This is a genomic window from Quisquiliibacterium transsilvanicum, assembly GCF_014202215.1.
Taxonomy (GTDB): Bacteria; Pseudomonadota; Gammaproteobacteria; order Burkholderiales; family Burkholderiaceae_E; genus Quisquiliibacterium; species Quisquiliibacterium transsilvanicum.
This window is the reverse complement of sequence record NZ_JACHGB010000001.1, coordinates 73520-89358: the sequence shown is the minus strand read 5'-3', so window position 1 is coordinate 89358 and position 15839 is coordinate 73520. Positions and strand designations below refer to the sequence as shown.

Here is a 15839-nt window from a genome sequence, read left to right as displayed (position 1 = left end):
CCAGGCTGAGGATCGCGCGCCGAGGCGCACGTCCCGGGGGCGGCAGCGGAGACCCCCTGTGCAATTCCCCGCACCCTGCGCCCCGATCTCGGGCGGCGGATGCGACAAACGCCCCATGACGGGGCGCTTTCAAAGATTGCACCGGTGCGGTGCAGAAATTCAGCTGCCGCTGCCCTCCGGCCATTTCCAGTCGCGGAACTGCTCGCGCAGCTTCATCTTCCAGAACTTGCCGGTGGAAGTGCGCGGGATAGCATCGACGAACTTGATCGCGTCCGGCACCTGCCAGCGCGCCATCTTGTCGGACAGGAAGGTGCGCAGCTCTTCGGCGCCGAGGCTGGCGCCCGGCTTGAGCACCACGCAGGCCAGCGGCCGCTCGGTCCACTTCGGATGCGCCACCGCCACCACCGCGGCCTCGGCCACCGCCGGATGACCCATGATCGCGTTCTCCAGGTCCACCGAGCTGATCCACTCGCCGCCGGACTTGATCAGGTCCTTGGTGCGGTCGGCGATGCGCATGTAGCCGTACTGGTCGATCGCCGCCACGTCGCCGGTGCGCAGCCAGCCGTCGTCGGTGAACTTGTCCGGATCCTGCGGCACGTCGTGGTAGGCACCGGTGATGTAGGGGCCGCGCACCTGCAGCTCGCCCACGTCCTTGCCGTTCCAGGCAACCACCTTGCCCTCCTCGTCGATCAGCCGGAACTCCACCATCGGCACCATCACGCCGGCCAGGGTGCGCCGCGCGTGCCAGTCGTCCTCAGTGAGACTGGCCTTCAGCTCGGGCTTCTCGTAGAAGACCGTGGCCAGCGGCGAGGTCTCGGTCATGCCCCAGCCCTGCTGGATCGACAGGCCGTGCTTCGCGAATGCGCGGATCAGCCCCTCGGGCACCGCGGCGCCGCCCACCAGGCTGCGGAAATTCTTCGGCAGCGTCCAGCGCCCGGGGTTGGCCTCGTAGGTCTGGATCAGGCTCAGCCAGATCGTCGGCACGCCCAGCGCGATGGTCGGCGGCTCGGCCTGCATCAGGTCGAGCAGGTCGTCGGCGTGCAGGTGCGGGCCGGGAAACACGATCTTCGAGCCCTGCATCACCGCCGCGTAGGGGATGCCCCAGCTGTTCGCGTGGAACATCGGCGTCACCGGCAGCACCACGTCGCGCGCCTGCAGCGCGATGAAGTCGGGCATGCAGATGGTCAGCGTGTGCAGCACCGTCGAGCGGTGCGAATACACCACGCCCTTGGGCTTGCCGGTGGTGCCCGAGGTGTAGCACATCGCCACCGGGTCGTTCTCGTCATGGTCCACGTACTCGAAGGCCGCTGGCGCCTCGCGCAGCAACTGCTCGTAGTCGTCGACCGCGGGCTCGCCCTCGTGCGGGTCGCCCGCGCGCGTGGCCACCGGGGCGCCGGAGAACGAAAAGACGATCACGCGCTCGAAGCGGTGCAGCTTCGCGAACTGCTCGTAGAGCGGCAGCAGGATGTCGTCGATGATGAGGAAGCGGTCGTCGGCGTGGTGCGCGATCCAGCCGATTTCCTCCGGCGCCAGCCGCAGGTTCAGCGTGTGCATCACGCCGCCGGCCGCCGGAATGCCGAAATAGGCCTCGAGGTGCGCATGATGGTTCCAGCACAGCGTGGCGACCCGGTCGCCCTTGCGCAGGCCGAGCTTCCTGAGCGCGCCCGCCAGCGCGCGCGCGCGCGCGCCGAACTGCGCGAAGCTGTGCTTGACGAAGGACTTGTCCGGCAGGCGGGAGACGATCTCCGTGCCGGGGAACATCCGGGTGCCGTAGTCGAGCACGCGGTTCAGCGACAGCTGGGTCGACATCATGGTCGATTTCATGGAGCCTCCTCGAGAAAGAGCTGTTGAAGATCGTTCAGGAACCGCAGCCCCAGCGGCGTGGCGCGGATCACCGTGGGGTCGGGGTCGAGCAGTCCGCGTGCCGAGGCCTCGCCCAGGCGCCGGTACACCGCCGAGACCGGCAGGCCGGTGCGCTCAACGAACATCGCCGCCGGCACGCCGTCGACCAGCCTCAGTGCGTTGAGCATGAACTCGAAGGGCAGGTCGGACGGGCCGAGCACTCGCTCCTCCTCGACCGCCGCGCCGCGCATTGCCTGTTCGACGTAGCGCTGCGGATGCCGGTAGCGCGCCTGCCGCAGGATGCGGTCGTGAAAGGACAGCTTGCCGTGCGCGCCGGCGCCGATGCCGAGGTAGTCGCCGAACTCCCAGTAGTTCAGGTTGTGCCGCGCCCGGTGGCCGCGACGCGCATAGGCGGAGATTTCGTAGTGCCCCAGGCCCGCCTCGGCAGTCGCCTGCTCGATGCGCTCCTGCATCTGCGCGGCAGTGTCGTCGTCGGGGAGCTGCGGCGGGTGCTTGGCGAACAGCGTGTTCGGCTCCAGCGCCAGCTGGTAGTAGGACAAGTGCGGCGGGTTGAACGACAGCGCGGTGCGCAGGTCGCGCTCCAGGTCGTCCGGCCCCTGGCCCGGCAGCGCGTACATCAGGTCGACGTTGAAGCTCGCGAAGCGTTCCGCAGCGGTCTCGATGGCGCGGCGGGCCTGGTCGCCGTCATGGATGCGCCCGAGCGCCGACAGCAGCCGGTCGTCGAAGCTCTGCACGCCGATCGACAGCCGGTTCACTCCCGCCGAGGCGAAGTCGCGGAAACGCCCCGCCTCGAAGGTTCCCGGGTTGGCCTCCATGGTGATCTCGGCGTCCGGCGCCAGCCGCAGCAGCGCGCGCACCATCTGCAGCAGCCGCTCGATCGCGCCCGGGGAGAACAGGCTGGGGGTACCGCCGCCAATGAACACCGTCTGCACGCTGCGCCCCCACACCAGCGGCAGCGAAGCCTCGAGGTCGGCCTGCAGCGCGGCCAGGTAGCCCTGCTCGGCGTCCTCGGGCAATTGCGCGCCGCCGCGCAGCTCGTGCGAATTGAAATCGCAGTAAGGGCACTTGCGCACGCACCACGGCAGGTGGACGTAAAGAGAGAGCGGCGGCAGCTGCGTGAGCCCGGGCACGGCCGCGCGCGCGCCCGCCGCCATCAGCTGCGCCAGCTTGCCGACGGCCACGGTGCTCACACCAGCCGCAGCGCCGCCAGCCGCTCGACCAGCGCCCGCGTCGCCTGCCCCCGGTGGCCCAGCGCGTGCTTGCGCTCGGCGCCGAGCTCGGCGACGGTGCACCCGAGTTCGGGCAGCCAGAAATGGGGGTCGTAGCCGAAGCCGCCGCTGCCGCGCGGCTGGTCGATCACCTCGCCGCACCAGACACCCTCGGCGATCAGCGGCTGCGGATCGTCGGCGCTGCGCAGCAGCGCCAGCACGCAGACGTAGCGCGCCGTGCGCTGCGCTGCGCCGGCCAGCGCTGCCACCAGGCGGGCGTTGTTCGCGGCGTCGCTCTTCTCGCCGCCGGCCAGCTGCGCCCAGCGCGCCGAGTGCACGCCCGGCGCGCCGCCCAGCGCGTCCACGGCGATGCCGGAGTCGTCGGCCAGCGCCGGCAGGCCGCTGGCGCGCGACGCATGGCGCGCCTTGGCAATCGCGTTCTCGACGAAGCTGGGATGCGGCTCCTCGGCCTCGCCGATCCCCAGGCTCGACTGGGGCAGCAGCTCGACCCCGAGCGGCGCAAACAGCTCGCCCAGCTCACGCAGCTTGCCGAGGTTGCCGGAGGCCAGCACCACCTTGCTGAGCTTCATCCGTGGCCCCTGGGGCTCAGACAGCGAGCCCGAGCGCGGCGCGCTGCGCGCTGACCAGCTGCGAGATTCCGGCGCGCGCCAGCTCGAGCAGCGTGTCCACCTCGCCGCGGCTGAACGGAACGCCTTCGGCCGTGCCCTGGATCTCGACGAAGCCGCCGGCGCCGGTCATCACCACGTTCATGTCGGTGTCGCAGCTGGAGTCTTCCTCGTAGTCGAGGTCGAGCACCGGCTGCCCCGAGACCATGCCCACGGACACCGCGGCCACGGCATCGCGGATCGGCGTGGCCGTCAGTGCGCCGGCGGCGAGCAGCCGCCCAACCGCGTCGTGCACCGCCACCCAGGCGCCGGTGATCGCCGCGGTGCGGGTGCCGCCGTCGGCCTGCAGCACGTCGCAGTCGATCTGCAGCGTGCGCTCGCCGAGCCGCTCCAGGTCGACCACCGCGCGCAGGCTGCGGCCGATCAGCCGCTGGATCTCCAGCGTGCGCCCCGACTGCTTGCCGCGCGCCGCTTCCCGGTCGGAGCGGGTGTGCGTGGCCCGCGGCAGCATCCCGTACTCCGCCGTGAGCCAGCCCTGCCCCTTGCCCTTGAGGAAGCCGGGAACCCGGTCTTCGATGCTGGCGGTGCACAGCACGCGGGTGTCGCCGAACTCCACCAGCACCGATCCCTCGGCGTGGCGGGTGTAGTTGCGGGTCAGCCGCACCTGGCGCAGCTGGTCGGGGGTGCGGCCGGAGTGCCGCCTGGCGATGAGATCGGAGGTCATGACGCGCATTGTACGGTCGCCGAAGCCCTGGTCCGGCGCGCCGATGGGTCGGCCTCCGCGGCTGGCTGCGCCCTCAGTCCGCACCGCTCCGGTCGATCGCGGCCCGGATCTCGCGGATGGTGCGCTCGATCTCGTCCTCGGTGATGTCCGGCGCCTCCTCGCCCTCCAGCTGACCCAGGGCGATGGTGGTGGTCACCGCGCCCTCGGGCATCAGCCCCGGCGCAAGGGTGTCCACGGTGCGGGCCTCGCCCTCCCAGTTCATGCCCAGCGCGGTGACGTTGTCCGCGTGCCGTCCGGCCGCGTCCACCGCCTGCCGCACCAGCCCTGGCACCGCCTGCATCGCGGGCGCCGCGGTCATCTCACGGCACAGCGTCTCCTCCGACAGCGCCGACCAGAGCCCGTCCGAGCACAGCAGCAGCGCATCGCCCGGCCGCAGGTCCACGCCCTTGCCGATTTCCACCGTGGGCTCGAAGGGCGAGCCGAGGCAGTTCAGCACCTTGTTGCGCTCCGGATGCTGCTCCTGCTCGTGGGGCTGCAGCAGGCCCAGCGCCACCAGGTTCTCCACCTTGGAGTGATCGCGGGTGCGGGCCAGCAGTTCGCCGCCGCGCATCCAGTAGAGCCGGGAGTCGCCGGCATGCGCCCACCAGGCGCGGCCGCGCTGCACCACGCAGGCCACCACCGTGGTGCGCGGCGCCTCGGGCATCCGATGCAGCTCCTGGTAGCGCAGGATCTCTCGGTGCGCGCTGCGCAGTGCGTGGTCCAGGAACTCGATCGGATCGTCCAGCGCCGGCCGCGCCATCCGCTGGAAGACCGCGCCGGTCGCCTGCATCGCGATCTGCGCGGCAACCTCGCCGCGCAGATGCCCGCCCATGCCGTCGGCGACGATCATCAGCAGGCTCTCGCGGGTGAAGCAGTAGCCCATCCGGTCCTGGTTCACCTGGCGCGCGCCCAGCGCACTGTCCTGGAAAATGGAAAATCTCATCGACTGCGTCCCTGGGTGTTGGTCGGCACGGTTTCCTCGCCGACGCGCCGGCGCGCGCCGAAGCGGCCGGCAATGGTGTCGATCCAGCGCGCCAGCCCCTGGGCGCGCGGCGCCTCCTCATCGGCCGCCGCGGCGTCGCTGCCGCGCAGCGTGCGCTGCAACGCGAACACGCTCTGCGGGCGCTGCAGCGGGTCCAGGCGCAGGCAGGCCTCCACCACCTCCACCAGCGCGTCCGAGTAGGCCCCCTGGAGCGCGGCGAGCAGTTCGGGCATCCGGTCGCTGGTCTCGCGCTGGTCGGCGGGCTGGGGCGGCGAGCCCGCCATGCACGCGAACAGGCTGGCGCCGATGCCGTAGATGTCGGTCCAGGGGCCCAGGTCCTGCGGCTTGCGGTAGAGCTCCGGCGCGGCGAATCCCGGCGTGTACATCGGAAACAGCCGCGGGGCGTCGTGCGTGAGCGTCTGCCGCGCGGCGCCGAAGTCCAGCAGCAGCGGCGAACCGTCGAGCCGCAGGTAGATGTTCGCCGGCTTCAGGTCCAGGTGCAGCATCCGGTTGGCATGCACCTCGCGCAGCCCGTTCATCGCCTCCGAAAAGATGCGGCGCACGTGACGTTCGGCGATCACCACCCTGCCCTCGCGGCCGCGGCTGCGCAGGATGGTCTCCTGCAGGCTGCGGCCCTCTTCGTAGGTCATCACCAGGTAGACGGTTTCGTTGGCCCTGAAGAAGTTCACCACCCGCACCACGTTCGGATGAAGGATGCGCGCCAGCGCCCGCCCCTCCTCGAAGAAGCACTTCAGCCCGTTGCGGTAGGTGGACAGGCTCTCGGCCGGGATCACCGGCAGCAGTTCCCCCGCGGCCCGGCGCACCAGCGTGCTCGGCAGGTACTCCTTGATCGCAAAGCGTTCGCCGTCGGCGTCCTCGGCCAGGTAGACGATGGAGAAGCCGCCGCTGGCGATCCTTCTTACAATGCGATACCCGCCGACCTCGAGGTCGTCAGGCAGCGCTGCGTTCGTCTGGGAGCCCATGCATGCCGTCGTAGATGCTGCCCGCCCGGCCGCAGTGCGACCGGCCCCGCGCCCGCGAAGGGCAGTCCTGAAATCCGTTTCCCAAGAGTAGCCCAAGCACCGTGCCAAGCCCCCGAACCGTCAAGAGCATGACCGGCTACGCCTCGGTTTCCCGAGACACCGCCGCCGGCCGCATCACCCTCGACCTGCGCAGCGTCAACTCGCGCTTCCTCGACCTCGCCTTCCGCATGCCCGACGACCTGCGCGCCACCGAACCTGGGCTGCGCGAGCTCATCACCGCAGGCGTCGCACGCGGCAAGGTGGAGTGTCGCATCGCGCTGCAGAAGCTGCCCTCCGACAGCCGACAACCGGCCATCGACCGCGGACTGCTGGCGCAGCTGCTGGCCGCCGCCGGTGAAATCGGCCGCCTTGCGCCCGCCGCCGCGCCGCTGACCCAGGCCGACCTGATGCGCTGGCCCGGCGTACTGGCCGAACCCCTCGCCGATCCCGAGGCCGTCGCGCTCGAAGTGATCGAGCTGGGCCGCGCCGCGATGGCCGAGCTCGGCGCGAGCCGGCTGCGAGAAGGCGAGAAGCTCGCCGGCGTCATCCTGGAGCGCGCCGACCGGATGCAGCAGATCGTCGAAGGCCTGCGCACTGAGGCGCCGGCGCTGCTCGCAGCCTTCGAGCAGCGCCTGGTCGAGCGCCTGCGCGCCGCGCTGGGCGAAGCTGCCGCCGGCACCCCGCTGCCGGTGGAAGCCACGATGGACCGCGTGCGCCAGGAAGTGGTGCTCTACGGCCTGCGCATCGACATCGCCGAGGAGCTCGCCCGCCTGGCCATGCACATCGACGAGCTGCGGCGCATCCTCGGCAGCAGCGGCCCCGCAGGCAAGCGCCTGGACTTCCTGCTGCAGGAGCTCAACCGCGAGGCCAACACCCTGGGCTCGAAGGCGGCGAACATCGATCTCACCAATGCCGCGGTGGAGCTCAAGCTGCTGATCGAGCAGATTCGGGAGCAGGTGCAGAACCTGGAGTGAGCGCTCGATCCGCGCGCGGCTCCGCCGCGTGCAGCCAGGCGTATTGCGCGAGCCTCAAGCGCGGCACATGCTCTGGACGAAGGTCTGCCTGAACACGAAGACGCCCCGCCCCAGCAGCGGGAGGCGCTCTGATGGTGGCGCCCGCCGCAAGGGATCGGAGGCGCTGACCCGGCGCGTCGAGCAGCTGCTGGACACGCTGGCAGTACTGCCCCTCGACGAGCCGGCCGACGATCACTAGGCCGACATTCGCACCGCTCTGGAGGCCGCTGGCACGCCGATCGGCGGCCACGACCTCTTCATCGCCGCACACGCACGCTCGCGCGGCCTGACGCTGGTGACGCACAACACTCGCGAGTTCAAGCGAGTTCAAGCGGGTTCCGGGGCTGCGCGTCGAGGACTGGTTGACCGGGAAGGACTGAGTCTCGCCTCGGCAGCAAGGTCGCGCTGAAAGCCCCGAACGAACCCTCGACCTTCCGGGCGATGCGGACGGCGGATGGCAAAGCGGCTGGGGGAATCCCGCCGCGAAAAGACGGCTACCGGGACCGCAAGGACGTATTCAGCGACAAATTCGTGCAATCCACCGCTGGCTGCGCGGATCGCCATGCCGGCGCAACAACGCCCGCATCCGCGGCGTGATCAGTCCGTGCCCGAAGACCTGCAGGGCGCCGATGATGCCCTCGTCGTTGACCTCCATCAATCGTGGCCCTGCATCGGTGAGCGCGACGTCCCAGTGCTGGATGCGCATCATGGGAAACACGCCCGCTGCGCGGATGCACAGCCGGCGCGCCTCCGGCCAGTCCGGAAGCTCGAAGCCCGGCAGCTCTGCGCCAGTCAATGGCGCGGTGGTGACGCGCCCGGTCAGGCTGCGCACCATCCGCACCTTCCCCGTGTCGGGATCGATGTCCGCGAGCAGGTTGTTCACACTGGTGCTCTCGAAGCGATCGGTGTCCGACTCGTCCGACGCGATCTTCCAGAGTACGGAAACGATCTCCACCCCTTCCTCGTCCTGGATGAGCACGACCCGAACCCCGGAGATCTGCCGCGAGCCGAGCAGCTCCACCAGTGCCGAATGCGGCCGCAGGACTTCCTGGAACAGGTAGCCCATCTCCGGCTCGACGCATGGCAGGCGTGCCGCGCCGGTGACGATCGCAAGGAACTTCTCGACCGGAACTTCGGAGCCGGAATGCGTGAGCAGACTGTCGGTGTCCGCGCGGTATCCGACAAAGTGGAAGCAACCGCTGCTCTGCGAGCTGCAGGAAGGCTTCGAGAAGACCGGCCAGGCCGCGTCGCGCCGCAACCAGCGGCCGAGTTGCCCGGGCGATTCGAAGCTTAGCCCGCAGATTTCCGGTCTCGGGCGGGCGGAGGCCATGTAGACCCCCCGGAGCGCCGGCAAGGGCAGGTCGAAGGCGCCCGCGAAGAGCGCGAGCGTGAGCTTGTCGTGCGCCGGGAGCACGGCCCGCCTTGGATTGAGCGCGCACGCCAGATCGCCTTCCGCCCGCCAGCCCAGGAAGTCCTCGGGCTGCGCGTCGCCGACGAAGTCCCGGTCGAAGAGCCTGTATGACAAGTAGTCGCTCACGCCCAGCGTGGGATTCCGGCGCCGCGCGGCAATCGCCCCGGCCAGCAGGCGCGGGATGCCGATCCCGCTGATCTTCGATGCGCGGCGCAGCGCCTGCACGCTCGGATGACTGAACAAGCCTGGCATCGGTCGCACCCCTTGCATGGGCCGGGAAAGGAAGCGCAGGCAGCGCAGCGTTAGCGCGCATCCAGCGGCAGGTGCTGCTGTAGCAGTCTGCTGTGATCAAGTATAGGGGTGCCGCCTGCACCCGCACGTGACGCTTTCCTTGTGTCGGAAAACCTTACAAGACAGCCTTAGCTCACGGCCGACGAAGGAGAAACTTATTTCAAATCAGCGCACTGCAACCCTGGCGCGAAGTTTGCTTTTCGAAAATGGGGTCTCATGAAGATCCTGCGACCAACCATTGTTCAGGAGACGACGATGCGCAAGCACCATGGCCCAATCACCCCGAATGACATCTCTGGCCCCGTCACGCCCAACGGCCCCGTCACGCCTCTTGGGCCGGTCACTCCGAGCGGCCCCATCAATCCGACCTTCATCTCTGGACCGGTAACCCCGGGCGTCGGCGGCCCGGTCACCCCGGACAACTGATCGGGCGCAAGCGATCCGCGGGCGCCTGCACCACTCGCACGCGCCCGCCGGCCAGGCTGAGGACACTACCGGCGGTCTTGTCCGGTCCTCGCTCGCCACCCAGGGCGCGCATCGAGCCGCGCCCCGGACCAAGGTCATGGTAGAAGTGCGCAGTGCGCAACCTCCCCGCGCGGCCACCCTGACCAAATCCCCATGTACAGCACCATCCTCATCCCCGTCGACGGCAGTCCCACCTCCGACCGCGCACTGATCGAAGCCGCCAGGCTGGCCAGCCTCTGTGGCGCCCGGCTGCGCATCCTCCACGTCCTCGACCCGATCGCCCACATGACGGGCTTCGAGCGCCCCGAGGTCTATGTCCGCGACATCCTGCCGCAGCTGATCGCGGGCGGCGAACAGGTGCTGGAGACGGCGCGCCAGGCTGCGCTCGCCGCGGCGCCCGGGCTTGCCGTCGACACGGACCTTCAGGAGAGCCGTGGACAGCGGACCTGGGAGATCATCCTTGAACGGGCCCGCGCCGCCGAGGCCGACCTCCTCGTGCTCGGCACCCATGGCCGGCGCGGCTTCAATCGCGTAGTGATGGGCAGCGATGCCGAGCAGGTGGCCCGGCACGCGACAACGCCGGTGCTGCTGGTGCGCCCGCTGGCGGGCTGACGCCAGCGCCTTCGGCCGCACTTCCCGTTGGAGAAGCGCCGATTGGAGGGACTTCGATCTCGGCGACGCCGAGCGTGTCGTTCGCCACGTCCTCAGCGGCCCTTCCCCTCCCGCCACTGCCGCACCTGCAGCGGCGTGACCGGCGCCGCGGCATTGCCCCAGCTGTTGCGGATGTAGCTGAGCACGGCAGCCACCTCCGCGTCATCGAGCAGGTGCCCGAAGGGTGGCATCCCCCAGGGGCGGGGATTGCCGCGGGTCGCGGGCGCAAAGCCGCCGGCGAGCACCATCCGCACCGCGTTCACTGGCGGCTCCATGATCACTGCGCGGTTGCCCGCGAGCGCCGGCCAGGCCGGACGCCCGCCTGCCCGGCGCCCCTGGCCGGAGTCGCCGTGGCAGTCGGCGCAGTGGCGCTCGTACAGCGCGGCGCCCTGCGGATCGCTCGCCAGGGCCGCCCCGGGCTTCCGGCTCGCCGCAGCTGGCGACGCCACCTCGCCCTGCCCCAGCGACTTCAGGTACACCGTCATCGCCTCGAGATCCGTCGCCAGCAGGTGCTGCAGGCTGCGATGGACCACCTCGGCCATCGGCCCGCTGGTCGTCGCCCGCGGGGCCGCTCCGGTGCCGAGCAGCTGCACCACCTCTTCCAGCGGCCAGTCGGCCAGCCCTGCCTGCGCAGGCGCGGCCAGCGACGGCGCATACCAGCCAAGCACCGGGATCAGCCCGCCGCCGAGCTCTGCCGCACTGCGGGTCGCCCCCAGCGTGTTGCGCGGGCTGTGGCAGGTGCCGCAGTGGCCCAGCCCCTGGACCAGGTAGGCGCCGCGGTTCCACGCCTCGGAGCGCGCCGGGTCAGGCCGGAAGGAATCGGGCCGAAAGTAGAGCGCCCGCCATGCGCCGAGCGCCGCCTGGGTGTCGTAGGGGAAGCGCAGCCGGTGCGTGGGGTTCTCACGCGCGACCGGCGGCAGGCTGCGCAGCCAGGCGAACAGCGCGTCCGAGTCCTGGCGGGTGATCCGCGTGTAGTCCAGATAGGGGAAGGCCGGGTAGAGCATCCGCCCGTCGCGCGAGCGGCCTTCGTGCATCGCCCGCCAGAAGTCGTCCGCGCTCCAGGCGCCGAGCCCGGTCGAGACGTCCGGCGTCAGATTGCCGGGCATCACTGTGCCGAAGGGCGTGGGGACGCCCTTTCCGCCCGCGTAGGGCAGGTCGCCCGGCGCGGTGTGGCAGCCGGCGCAGTTGCCGGCCAGCGCCAGGTAGCGCCCGCGCGCCACCTGCGGATCGGACGGCGCCGCCGCGGCCGACACCGCCGGCGTGCCCCTGACCACCGCCGGGCCGCATCGCATCGGCAGAGCCTTCGCGCTGGCCGGCGCCGGCCGAGAATCCGCGGGCACGGGCTGCGAGGACAGCCAGGTGGACAGCGCCTGCACGTCCGGAGGCGAGAGCCGGGATGCGATCTGCGCCATGCAGTCCGGCGCAGTGGCGTGGCGCTGGCCTTCGCGCCAGGCGCCAAACTGCGCATTCAGATAATCGCGCGGCAGACCGAGCAGCCCGGGGATGCCCGGGGAGACCCCGGTGAGCCGCTCGCCGTGGCAGTCCGCGCAGGCCGGCACCTCAAGCTTCGCGTCGCCGCGGCGTACCAGCGACTCACCACGCTCGAGCAGTTGCCGCGCTGCGCCGCGGGTCTGCGGCGGTGGATACGGCAGGTCCAGTTCCGCGAAGTACTCGGCGATTTCGCGCAGGTAGGCATCCGAAAGGGGCGCCAGCAGCCCGGACATTGCCGCGTGACGGCGCCGCCCATCACGGAAGTTGAGCAGCTGTTCGTGCAGATAGCCTGCTGGTTTGCCTGCGATGCGAGGGAAATAGCCCGCGCTGGTGGCGCGGCCTTCACGTCCGTGGCAGCCGGTGCAGGCGAGCGTGCGCTGGGCGATGGTGTCGGGCACCTCCTTCTCGCGTGACAGGCCGGGCCCGACTTGGGCGGCGCGCGCGGCGGCGGAGGCAGGCGGAACAATCGCGCCCGGCGCAGCGGGCGCCGCCTGCACGGCAAACGCAGCGGCCAGGAGAAGAAGGGAAAAGAAGAAGACGATGGCTCGCCAGCTGGAGCGAAAGGAACCGGGAACGATCATGTCGATGGAGCAGGCCGGGGCGTACGCGCCACACCCGGCATCGAAAGCCAGTGGATCGGCGAAAATACACGTTTCCAGCGAACCCTCCCCTCGCGATGACCGATCCACTGACGCGCCCCTCAGCCGCCGAAGCGAGCCCCGCCCCTGCCATCGGGCCTGAACCGCCGGCCACAGTCGCGGCAACCGCCGCCGCACCGGCCCCCGCAGCGGGAACGCCCTTGCCCGGCGCCGCGGCCGGCGCGCCACAGCCCGGCGCCGCGCTGCCCGGCGCCGGCAGCCTCTTCGTCGTGGTCGCCCCCTCGGGCGCCGGCAAGACCTCGCTGGTGCGCGCCCTGCTCGACCAGCGCCCCGGGGTCGAACTGTCGGTCTCGTTCACCACCCGCGCGCCCCGCCCCGGCGAGCGAGATGGCGTCGACTATCGCTTCATCGATCGCGCCGACTTCGAGCGCCGTCGCGCGGCAGGCGAGTTCCTCGAGTGGGCGGAGGTGCACGGCAACCTGTACGGCACCTCGCGCGACTGGATCGCGGCGCGCATCGGCGAGGGCCGAGACATCGTCCTGGAGATCGACTGGCAGGGCGCGCACCAGGTGCTGCGCCTGTTCCCGGACGCGGTCAGCGTCTTCATCGCTCCGCCGTCGATGCAGACGCTGCGTGAGCGGCTGCGCCACCGCGGGCAGGATTCCGACGAGGTCATCGAGCGCAGGATGGCTGCTGCGCGCGACGAATTGCTGCAAGCGCACAGCTTCCAATATGTTATTATCAATCAAGACTTTACGACGGCTTTGAGCCAGCTCGCCAGCATCGTCGAGGCAGCCGGCCTGCGCTTCCCCAAGCAGCAGGCCAGGGAGCGCCGCCTCTTTGCCCAGCTGTTCCTGTCCTCCGAGCCTTCCGCCGGTGCCTGCTGAGCGCCGGTCAACCCGTTTCCAGGTGAACGACCATGGCCCGAATTACCGTCGAAGATTGCCTCAAGCAGATCCCGAACCGTTTCGAGCTCACGCTCGCAGCAACCTATCGTGCCCGCATGCTCGCCCAGGGTCACACCCCGCGAGTAGAGACCAGGGACAACAAGGACAAGCCCACCGTGCTGGCCCTGCGCGAGATCGCCGCAGAGAAGGTCGGCATCGAAATGCTCCGACGAGTACCGACCTGATGTCGCCGCGTCGCCGCTGACCATGGACCTCTCCGGCAGTCGGATCGTCGCCCCACCGGTCGCTCCCGCGACCGGCGCGCTTCCGGCTGCCAAGTCCCGCGCCCCCCGGCGCGGCAAGCACGGCGCCGACACCCCTGAAGCCCCCCCTGCGGCGGCCACCTTCGCCAACGCCCCCGACGAGCGCCAGGTCGTATCGCTGGCCAGTCTCACCCGGCTCGCCGAGGCCTACCTCCCCGAAGAGGACGTCCGGCGCGTGCGCGAGGCCTACCGCGTCGCCGACCGCGCCCATCTCGGCCAGTTCCGCACCAGCGGCGAGCCCTACATCTCGCATCCCATCGCGGTTGCCGAGATCTGCGCCGGCTGGAAGCTCGACACCGACTCCCTGATGGCGGCGCTGCTGCACGACGTCCTCGAGGACTGCGACGTCTCCAAGCAGCAGCTGCTCGAGCGCTTCGGCCCGCAGGTCGCCGACCTGGTCGATGGCCTCACCAAGCTGGACCGGGTCCAGCTCAGCTCCAAGGAAGAGCAGCAGGCGGAGAGCTTCCGCAAGATGCTGCTCGCCATGGCGCGCGATGTGCGCGTCATCCTGATCAAGCTGGCCGACCGGCTGCACAACATGCGCACGCTCGGCGCGGTCGACGCCGCCAAGCGGCGCCGCATCGCCCGCGAAACCTTCGACATCTACGCGCCCATCGCCAACCGGCTGGGCCTGCGCAAGCTCTACCTCGAACTGCTCGATCTGGCCTTCTCGCACCGTTACCCGATGCGCTCCGCGGTGCTGCGCCGCGCGATGCTGTCGGCGCGCGGCAACCGCCGCGAGGTGCTCGGCCGCATCCTCGACGCCGCCCAGAAGGCGCTGCCCGAGATCGGCGTGAAGGCCGACGTCTATGGCCGAGAGAAGGCGCTCTGGGGCATCTACGAGAAGATGGTGCAGCGCCGGCTGTCCTTCTCGCAGGTGCTCGACGTCTACGGCTTCCGTGTCATCGTCGATACGGTGCCGCAGTGCTACCTCGCGCTGGGCGCGCTGCACGCGGCATTCAAGCCGGTGCCCGGCCGCTTCAAGGACTACATCGCGATCCCGAAGGTCAACGGCTACCAGTCGCTGCACACCACGCTGGTCGGCCCCTTCGGAACTCCAGTCGAGTTTCAGATCCGCACCCGCGAGATGCAGCGGGTCGCCGAATCCGGGGTGGCCGCGCACTGGCTCTACAAGGCCGAGCAGGAAACCTTCACCGACCTCCAGAAGCGCACCCACCAGTGGCTGCAGTCGCTGCTCGACATCCAGAGCCACACCGGCGATTCGCTCGAGTTCATGGAGCACGTGAAGGTCGACCTGTTCCCGGATGCGGTCTACGTCTTCACGCCCAAGGGGCAGATCCGCTCGCTGCCGCGCGGTGCCACCGTGATCGACTTCGCCTACAGCGTGCACACCGACATCGGCGACCAGGCGGTGGCCGCGCGCGTCAACCAGGAACCGGTTCAGCTGCGCACCGAGCTGCACAACGGCGACGTGGTCGAAGTACTCACCGACGCCGCCTCGCGCCCCAACCCCGGTTGGCTGGCCTTCGTGCGCACCGGCAAGGCGCGCGCGCAGATTCGCCACTTCCTGCGCACGATGAAGCTGACCGAATCGGTCGAGCTGGGCCGCCGGCTGCTGGAGCAGGCGCTGGCCTCGTTGCGCATCGACCTCGACGACCTCGACCCCGCCTTGTTCGAGCGCGGCGCCCGCGACGCCGGCGCCCGCTCGCTCGAGGAGCTCTACGCCGACATCGGCCTGGGCAAGCGCCTGGCCCCGGTCGCTGCGCGCAACATCGCCCTGCTGATGTCGGGCAAGGCCGCGGCCACGCTGATCATGCCCGACCTCGACCCCATCTTCGTCAATGGCACCGAAGGCTCGGCCATCCAGTACGCGGCCTGCTGCCACCCGCTGCCGGGCGACGCGGTGGTGGGCCACCTGCGCGGCGGCCACGGCCTCACCCTGCACCGCGCTGACTGCCAGGCCGCCGGGCGCCAGCGCACCAAGGACGCCGAACGCTGGGTGGAAGTGCAATGGTCCGACGACGTCAGCGGCCTGTTCCGCAGCGGCCTCGACCTCTTCGTCAGCGACGACCGCGGCGTGCTCGGCAAGGTGGCCGCCGAGATCGCCGCAGCCGAAGCCAACATCGTCCATATTTCGATGGACGAGGAAGCCGAGAAGACCGTCCACCTGCGCTTCGTCGTCCAGGTGCGCGACCGGGTGCACCTGGCGCTGCTGATGAGGAACCTGCGGAAGCTGCCTGAGGTTACGAGGTTGCAGCGGGGGTGAGTGGCCCTCCGGAGCAG

Annotated in this window: 15 protein-coding genes; 7 read left to right on the top strand and 8 right to left on the bottom strand. The window is 70.3% G+C overall.

Annotation, left to right across the window (positions count from 1 at the left end):
• Nucleotides 1–159 precede the first annotated feature (159 nt).
• The 6 genes from HNQ70_RS00375 to HNQ70_RS00350 all read right to left on the bottom strand — a co-directional run bounded on the left by HNQ70_RS00375 (nucleotide 160) and on the right by HNQ70_RS00350 (nucleotide 6425).
• Complete coding sequence (locus tag HNQ70_RS00375) at nucleotides 160–1824, bottom strand: long-chain fatty acid--CoA ligase (protein WP_183963209.1); 1665 nt, start codon at nucleotides 1822–1824, stop codon at nucleotides 160–162.
• Nucleotides 1821–3017: a radical SAM family heme chaperone HemW gene (hemW, locus tag HNQ70_RS00370; protein ID WP_183964235.1), complete on the bottom strand. Its 1197-nt coding sequence runs from the start codon at nucleotides 3015–3017 to the stop codon at nucleotides 1821–1823. The genes HNQ70_RS00375 and hemW overlap by 4 nt, the downstream gene beginning before the upstream one ends.
• 32 nt (nucleotides 3018–3049) lie before the next feature.
• On the bottom strand, nucleotides 3050–3661 hold the full coding sequence (rdgB, locus tag HNQ70_RS00365; protein ID WP_183963207.1) for an RdgB/HAM1 family non-canonical purine NTP pyrophosphatase: 612 nt from the start codon (nucleotides 3659–3661) through the stop codon (nucleotides 3050–3052).
• Between the two features lie 16 nt (nucleotides 3662–3677).
• On the bottom strand, nucleotides 3678–4421 hold the full coding sequence (rph, locus tag HNQ70_RS00360; protein ID WP_183963205.1) for a ribonuclease PH: 744 nt from the start codon (nucleotides 4419–4421) through the stop codon (nucleotides 3678–3680).
• A 73-nt stretch (nucleotides 4422–4494) separates the two neighbouring features.
• A complete protein-coding gene (locus HNQ70_RS00355; RefSeq protein WP_183963203.1) occupies nucleotides 4495–5403 on the bottom strand; it encodes a PP2C family protein-serine/threonine phosphatase in 909 nt (302 codons plus the stop codon).
• Entirely contained in the window at nucleotides 5400–6425 is a 1026-nt protein-coding gene (locus HNQ70_RS00350; protein ID WP_183963200.1) for a serine/threonine-protein kinase, read from the bottom strand. Before HNQ70_RS00350 ends, HNQ70_RS00355 begins: the two co-directional genes overlap by 4 nt.
• Before the next feature lie 128 nt (nucleotides 6426–6553).
• Here HNQ70_RS00350 and HNQ70_RS00345 point away from each other — a divergent pair, with 128 nt between their 5' ends.
• Both HNQ70_RS00345 and HNQ70_RS19865 read left to right on the top strand, forming a co-directional pair.
• Nucleotides 6554–7438 carry a YicC/YloC family endoribonuclease gene (locus tag HNQ70_RS00345; RefSeq protein ID WP_183963198.1) on the top strand — a complete coding sequence of 295 codons (885 nt, stop codon included), beginning with the start codon at nucleotides 6554–6556 and terminating at the stop codon, nucleotides 7436–7438.
• Between the two features lie 67 nt (nucleotides 7439–7505).
• Nucleotides 7506–7676, top strand: coding sequence for a PIN domain-containing protein (locus HNQ70_RS19865; protein ID WP_221302580.1), 171 nt, complete (start codon nucleotides 7506–7508; stop codon nucleotides 7674–7676).
• Between the two features lie 318 nt (nucleotides 7677–7994).
• Here the strand turns inward: HNQ70_RS19865 and HNQ70_RS00335 are convergent, their stop codons facing one another.
• Complete coding sequence (locus HNQ70_RS00335) at nucleotides 7995–9140, bottom strand: sugar-transfer associated ATP-grasp domain-containing protein (protein ID WP_183963197.1); 1146 nt, start codon at nucleotides 9138–9140, stop codon at nucleotides 7995–7997.
• Nucleotides 9141–9395: 255 nt separating this feature from the next.
• Here HNQ70_RS00335 and HNQ70_RS00330 point away from each other — a divergent pair, with 255 nt between their 5' ends.
• Together HNQ70_RS00330 and HNQ70_RS00325 are read left to right on the top strand one after the other, a co-directional pair.
• Nucleotides 9396–9605 (top strand): hypothetical protein, encoded by a 210-nt coding sequence (locus HNQ70_RS00330; protein WP_183964330.1) that lies wholly within the window; start codon nucleotides 9396–9398, stop codon nucleotides 9603–9605.
• A gap of 192 nt (nucleotides 9606–9797) precedes the next feature.
• Nucleotides 9798–10256, top strand: a complete 459-nt coding sequence (locus HNQ70_RS00325; RefSeq protein WP_183963195.1) for a universal stress protein — start codon at nucleotides 9798–9800, stop codon at nucleotides 10254–10256.
• Between the two features lie 92 nt (nucleotides 10257–10348).
• Here HNQ70_RS00325 and HNQ70_RS20480 read toward each other — a convergent pair whose 3' ends face one another.
• Nucleotides 10349–12184, bottom strand: coding sequence for a c-type cytochrome (locus HNQ70_RS20480; RefSeq protein WP_343060567.1), 1836 nt, complete (start codon nucleotides 12182–12184; stop codon nucleotides 10349–10351).
• 401 nt (nucleotides 12185–12585) lie between these two features.
• Here HNQ70_RS20480 and gmk point away from each other — a divergent pair, with 401 nt between their 5' ends.
• The 3 genes from gmk to HNQ70_RS00305 are packed head-to-tail and all read left to right on the top strand — an operon-like array spanning nucleotide 12586 to nucleotide 15822.
• Nucleotides 12586–13272 (top strand): guanylate kinase, encoded by a 687-nt coding sequence (gene gmk / locus HNQ70_RS00315; RefSeq protein ID WP_246434505.1) that lies wholly within the window; start codon nucleotides 12586–12588, stop codon nucleotides 13270–13272.
• A gap of 32 nt (nucleotides 13273–13304) precedes the next feature.
• The gene (rpoZ, locus tag HNQ70_RS00310) at nucleotides 13305–13517 is read left to right on the top strand and encodes a DNA-directed RNA polymerase subunit omega (RefSeq protein ID WP_183963191.1); all 213 of its coding nucleotides are present in this window, start codon (nucleotides 13305–13307) and stop codon (nucleotides 13515–13517) included.
• A 22-nt stretch (nucleotides 13518–13539) separates the two neighbouring features.
• Complete coding sequence (locus HNQ70_RS00305) at nucleotides 13540–15822, top strand: RelA/SpoT family protein (RefSeq protein ID WP_183963189.1); 2283 nt, start codon at nucleotides 13540–13542, stop codon at nucleotides 15820–15822.
• Nucleotides 15823–15839: the final 17 nt, after the last annotated feature.

Coding starts and splice junctions, on each gene's coding strand:
- rpoZ (WP_183963191.1), top strand. CDS start 13,305: ATGGCCCGAATTACCGTCGAAGATTGCCTCAAGCAGATCCCGAACCGT.
- HNQ70_RS00355 (WP_183963203.1), bottom strand. CDS start 5,403: ATGAGATTTTCCATTTTCCAGGACAGTGCGCTGGGCGCGCGCCAGGTG.
- HNQ70_RS00325 (WP_183963195.1), top strand. CDS start 9,798: ATGTACAGCACCATCCTCATCCCCGTCGACGGCAGTCCCACCTCCGAC.
- HNQ70_RS19865 (WP_221302580.1), top strand. CDS start 7,506: ATGCTCTGGACGAAGGTCTGCCTGAACACGAAGACGCCCCGCCCCAGC.
- HNQ70_RS00350 (WP_183963200.1), bottom strand. CDS start 6,425: ATGGGCTCCCAGACGAACGCAGCGCTGCCTGACGACCTCGAGGTCGGC.
- HNQ70_RS00305 (WP_183963189.1), top strand. CDS start 13,540: ATGGACCTCTCCGGCAGTCGGATCGTCGCCCCACCGGTCGCTCCCGCG.
- HNQ70_RS00375 (WP_183963209.1), bottom strand. CDS start 1,824: ATGAAATCGACCATGATGTCGACCCAGCTGTCGCTGAACCGCGTGCTC.
- hemW (WP_183964235.1), bottom strand. CDS start 3,017: ATGGCGGCGGGCGCGCGCGCGGCCGTGCCCGGGCTCACGCAGCTGCCG.
- HNQ70_RS00345 (WP_183963198.1), top strand. CDS start 6,554: ATGACCGGCTACGCCTCGGTTTCCCGAGACACCGCCGCCGGCCGCATC.
- HNQ70_RS00335 (WP_183963197.1), bottom strand. CDS start 9,140: ATGCCAGGCTTGTTCAGTCATCCGAGCGTGCAGGCGCTGCGCCGCGCA.
- rph (WP_183963205.1), bottom strand. CDS start 4,421: ATGACCTCCGATCTCATCGCCAGGCGGCACTCCGGCCGCACCCCCGAC.
- HNQ70_RS00330 (WP_183964330.1), top strand. CDS start 9,396: ATGAAGATCCTGCGACCAACCATTGTTCAGGAGACGACGATGCGCAAG.
- rdgB (WP_183963207.1), bottom strand. CDS start 3,661: ATGAAGCTCAGCAAGGTGGTGCTGGCCTCCGGCAACCTCGGCAAGCTG.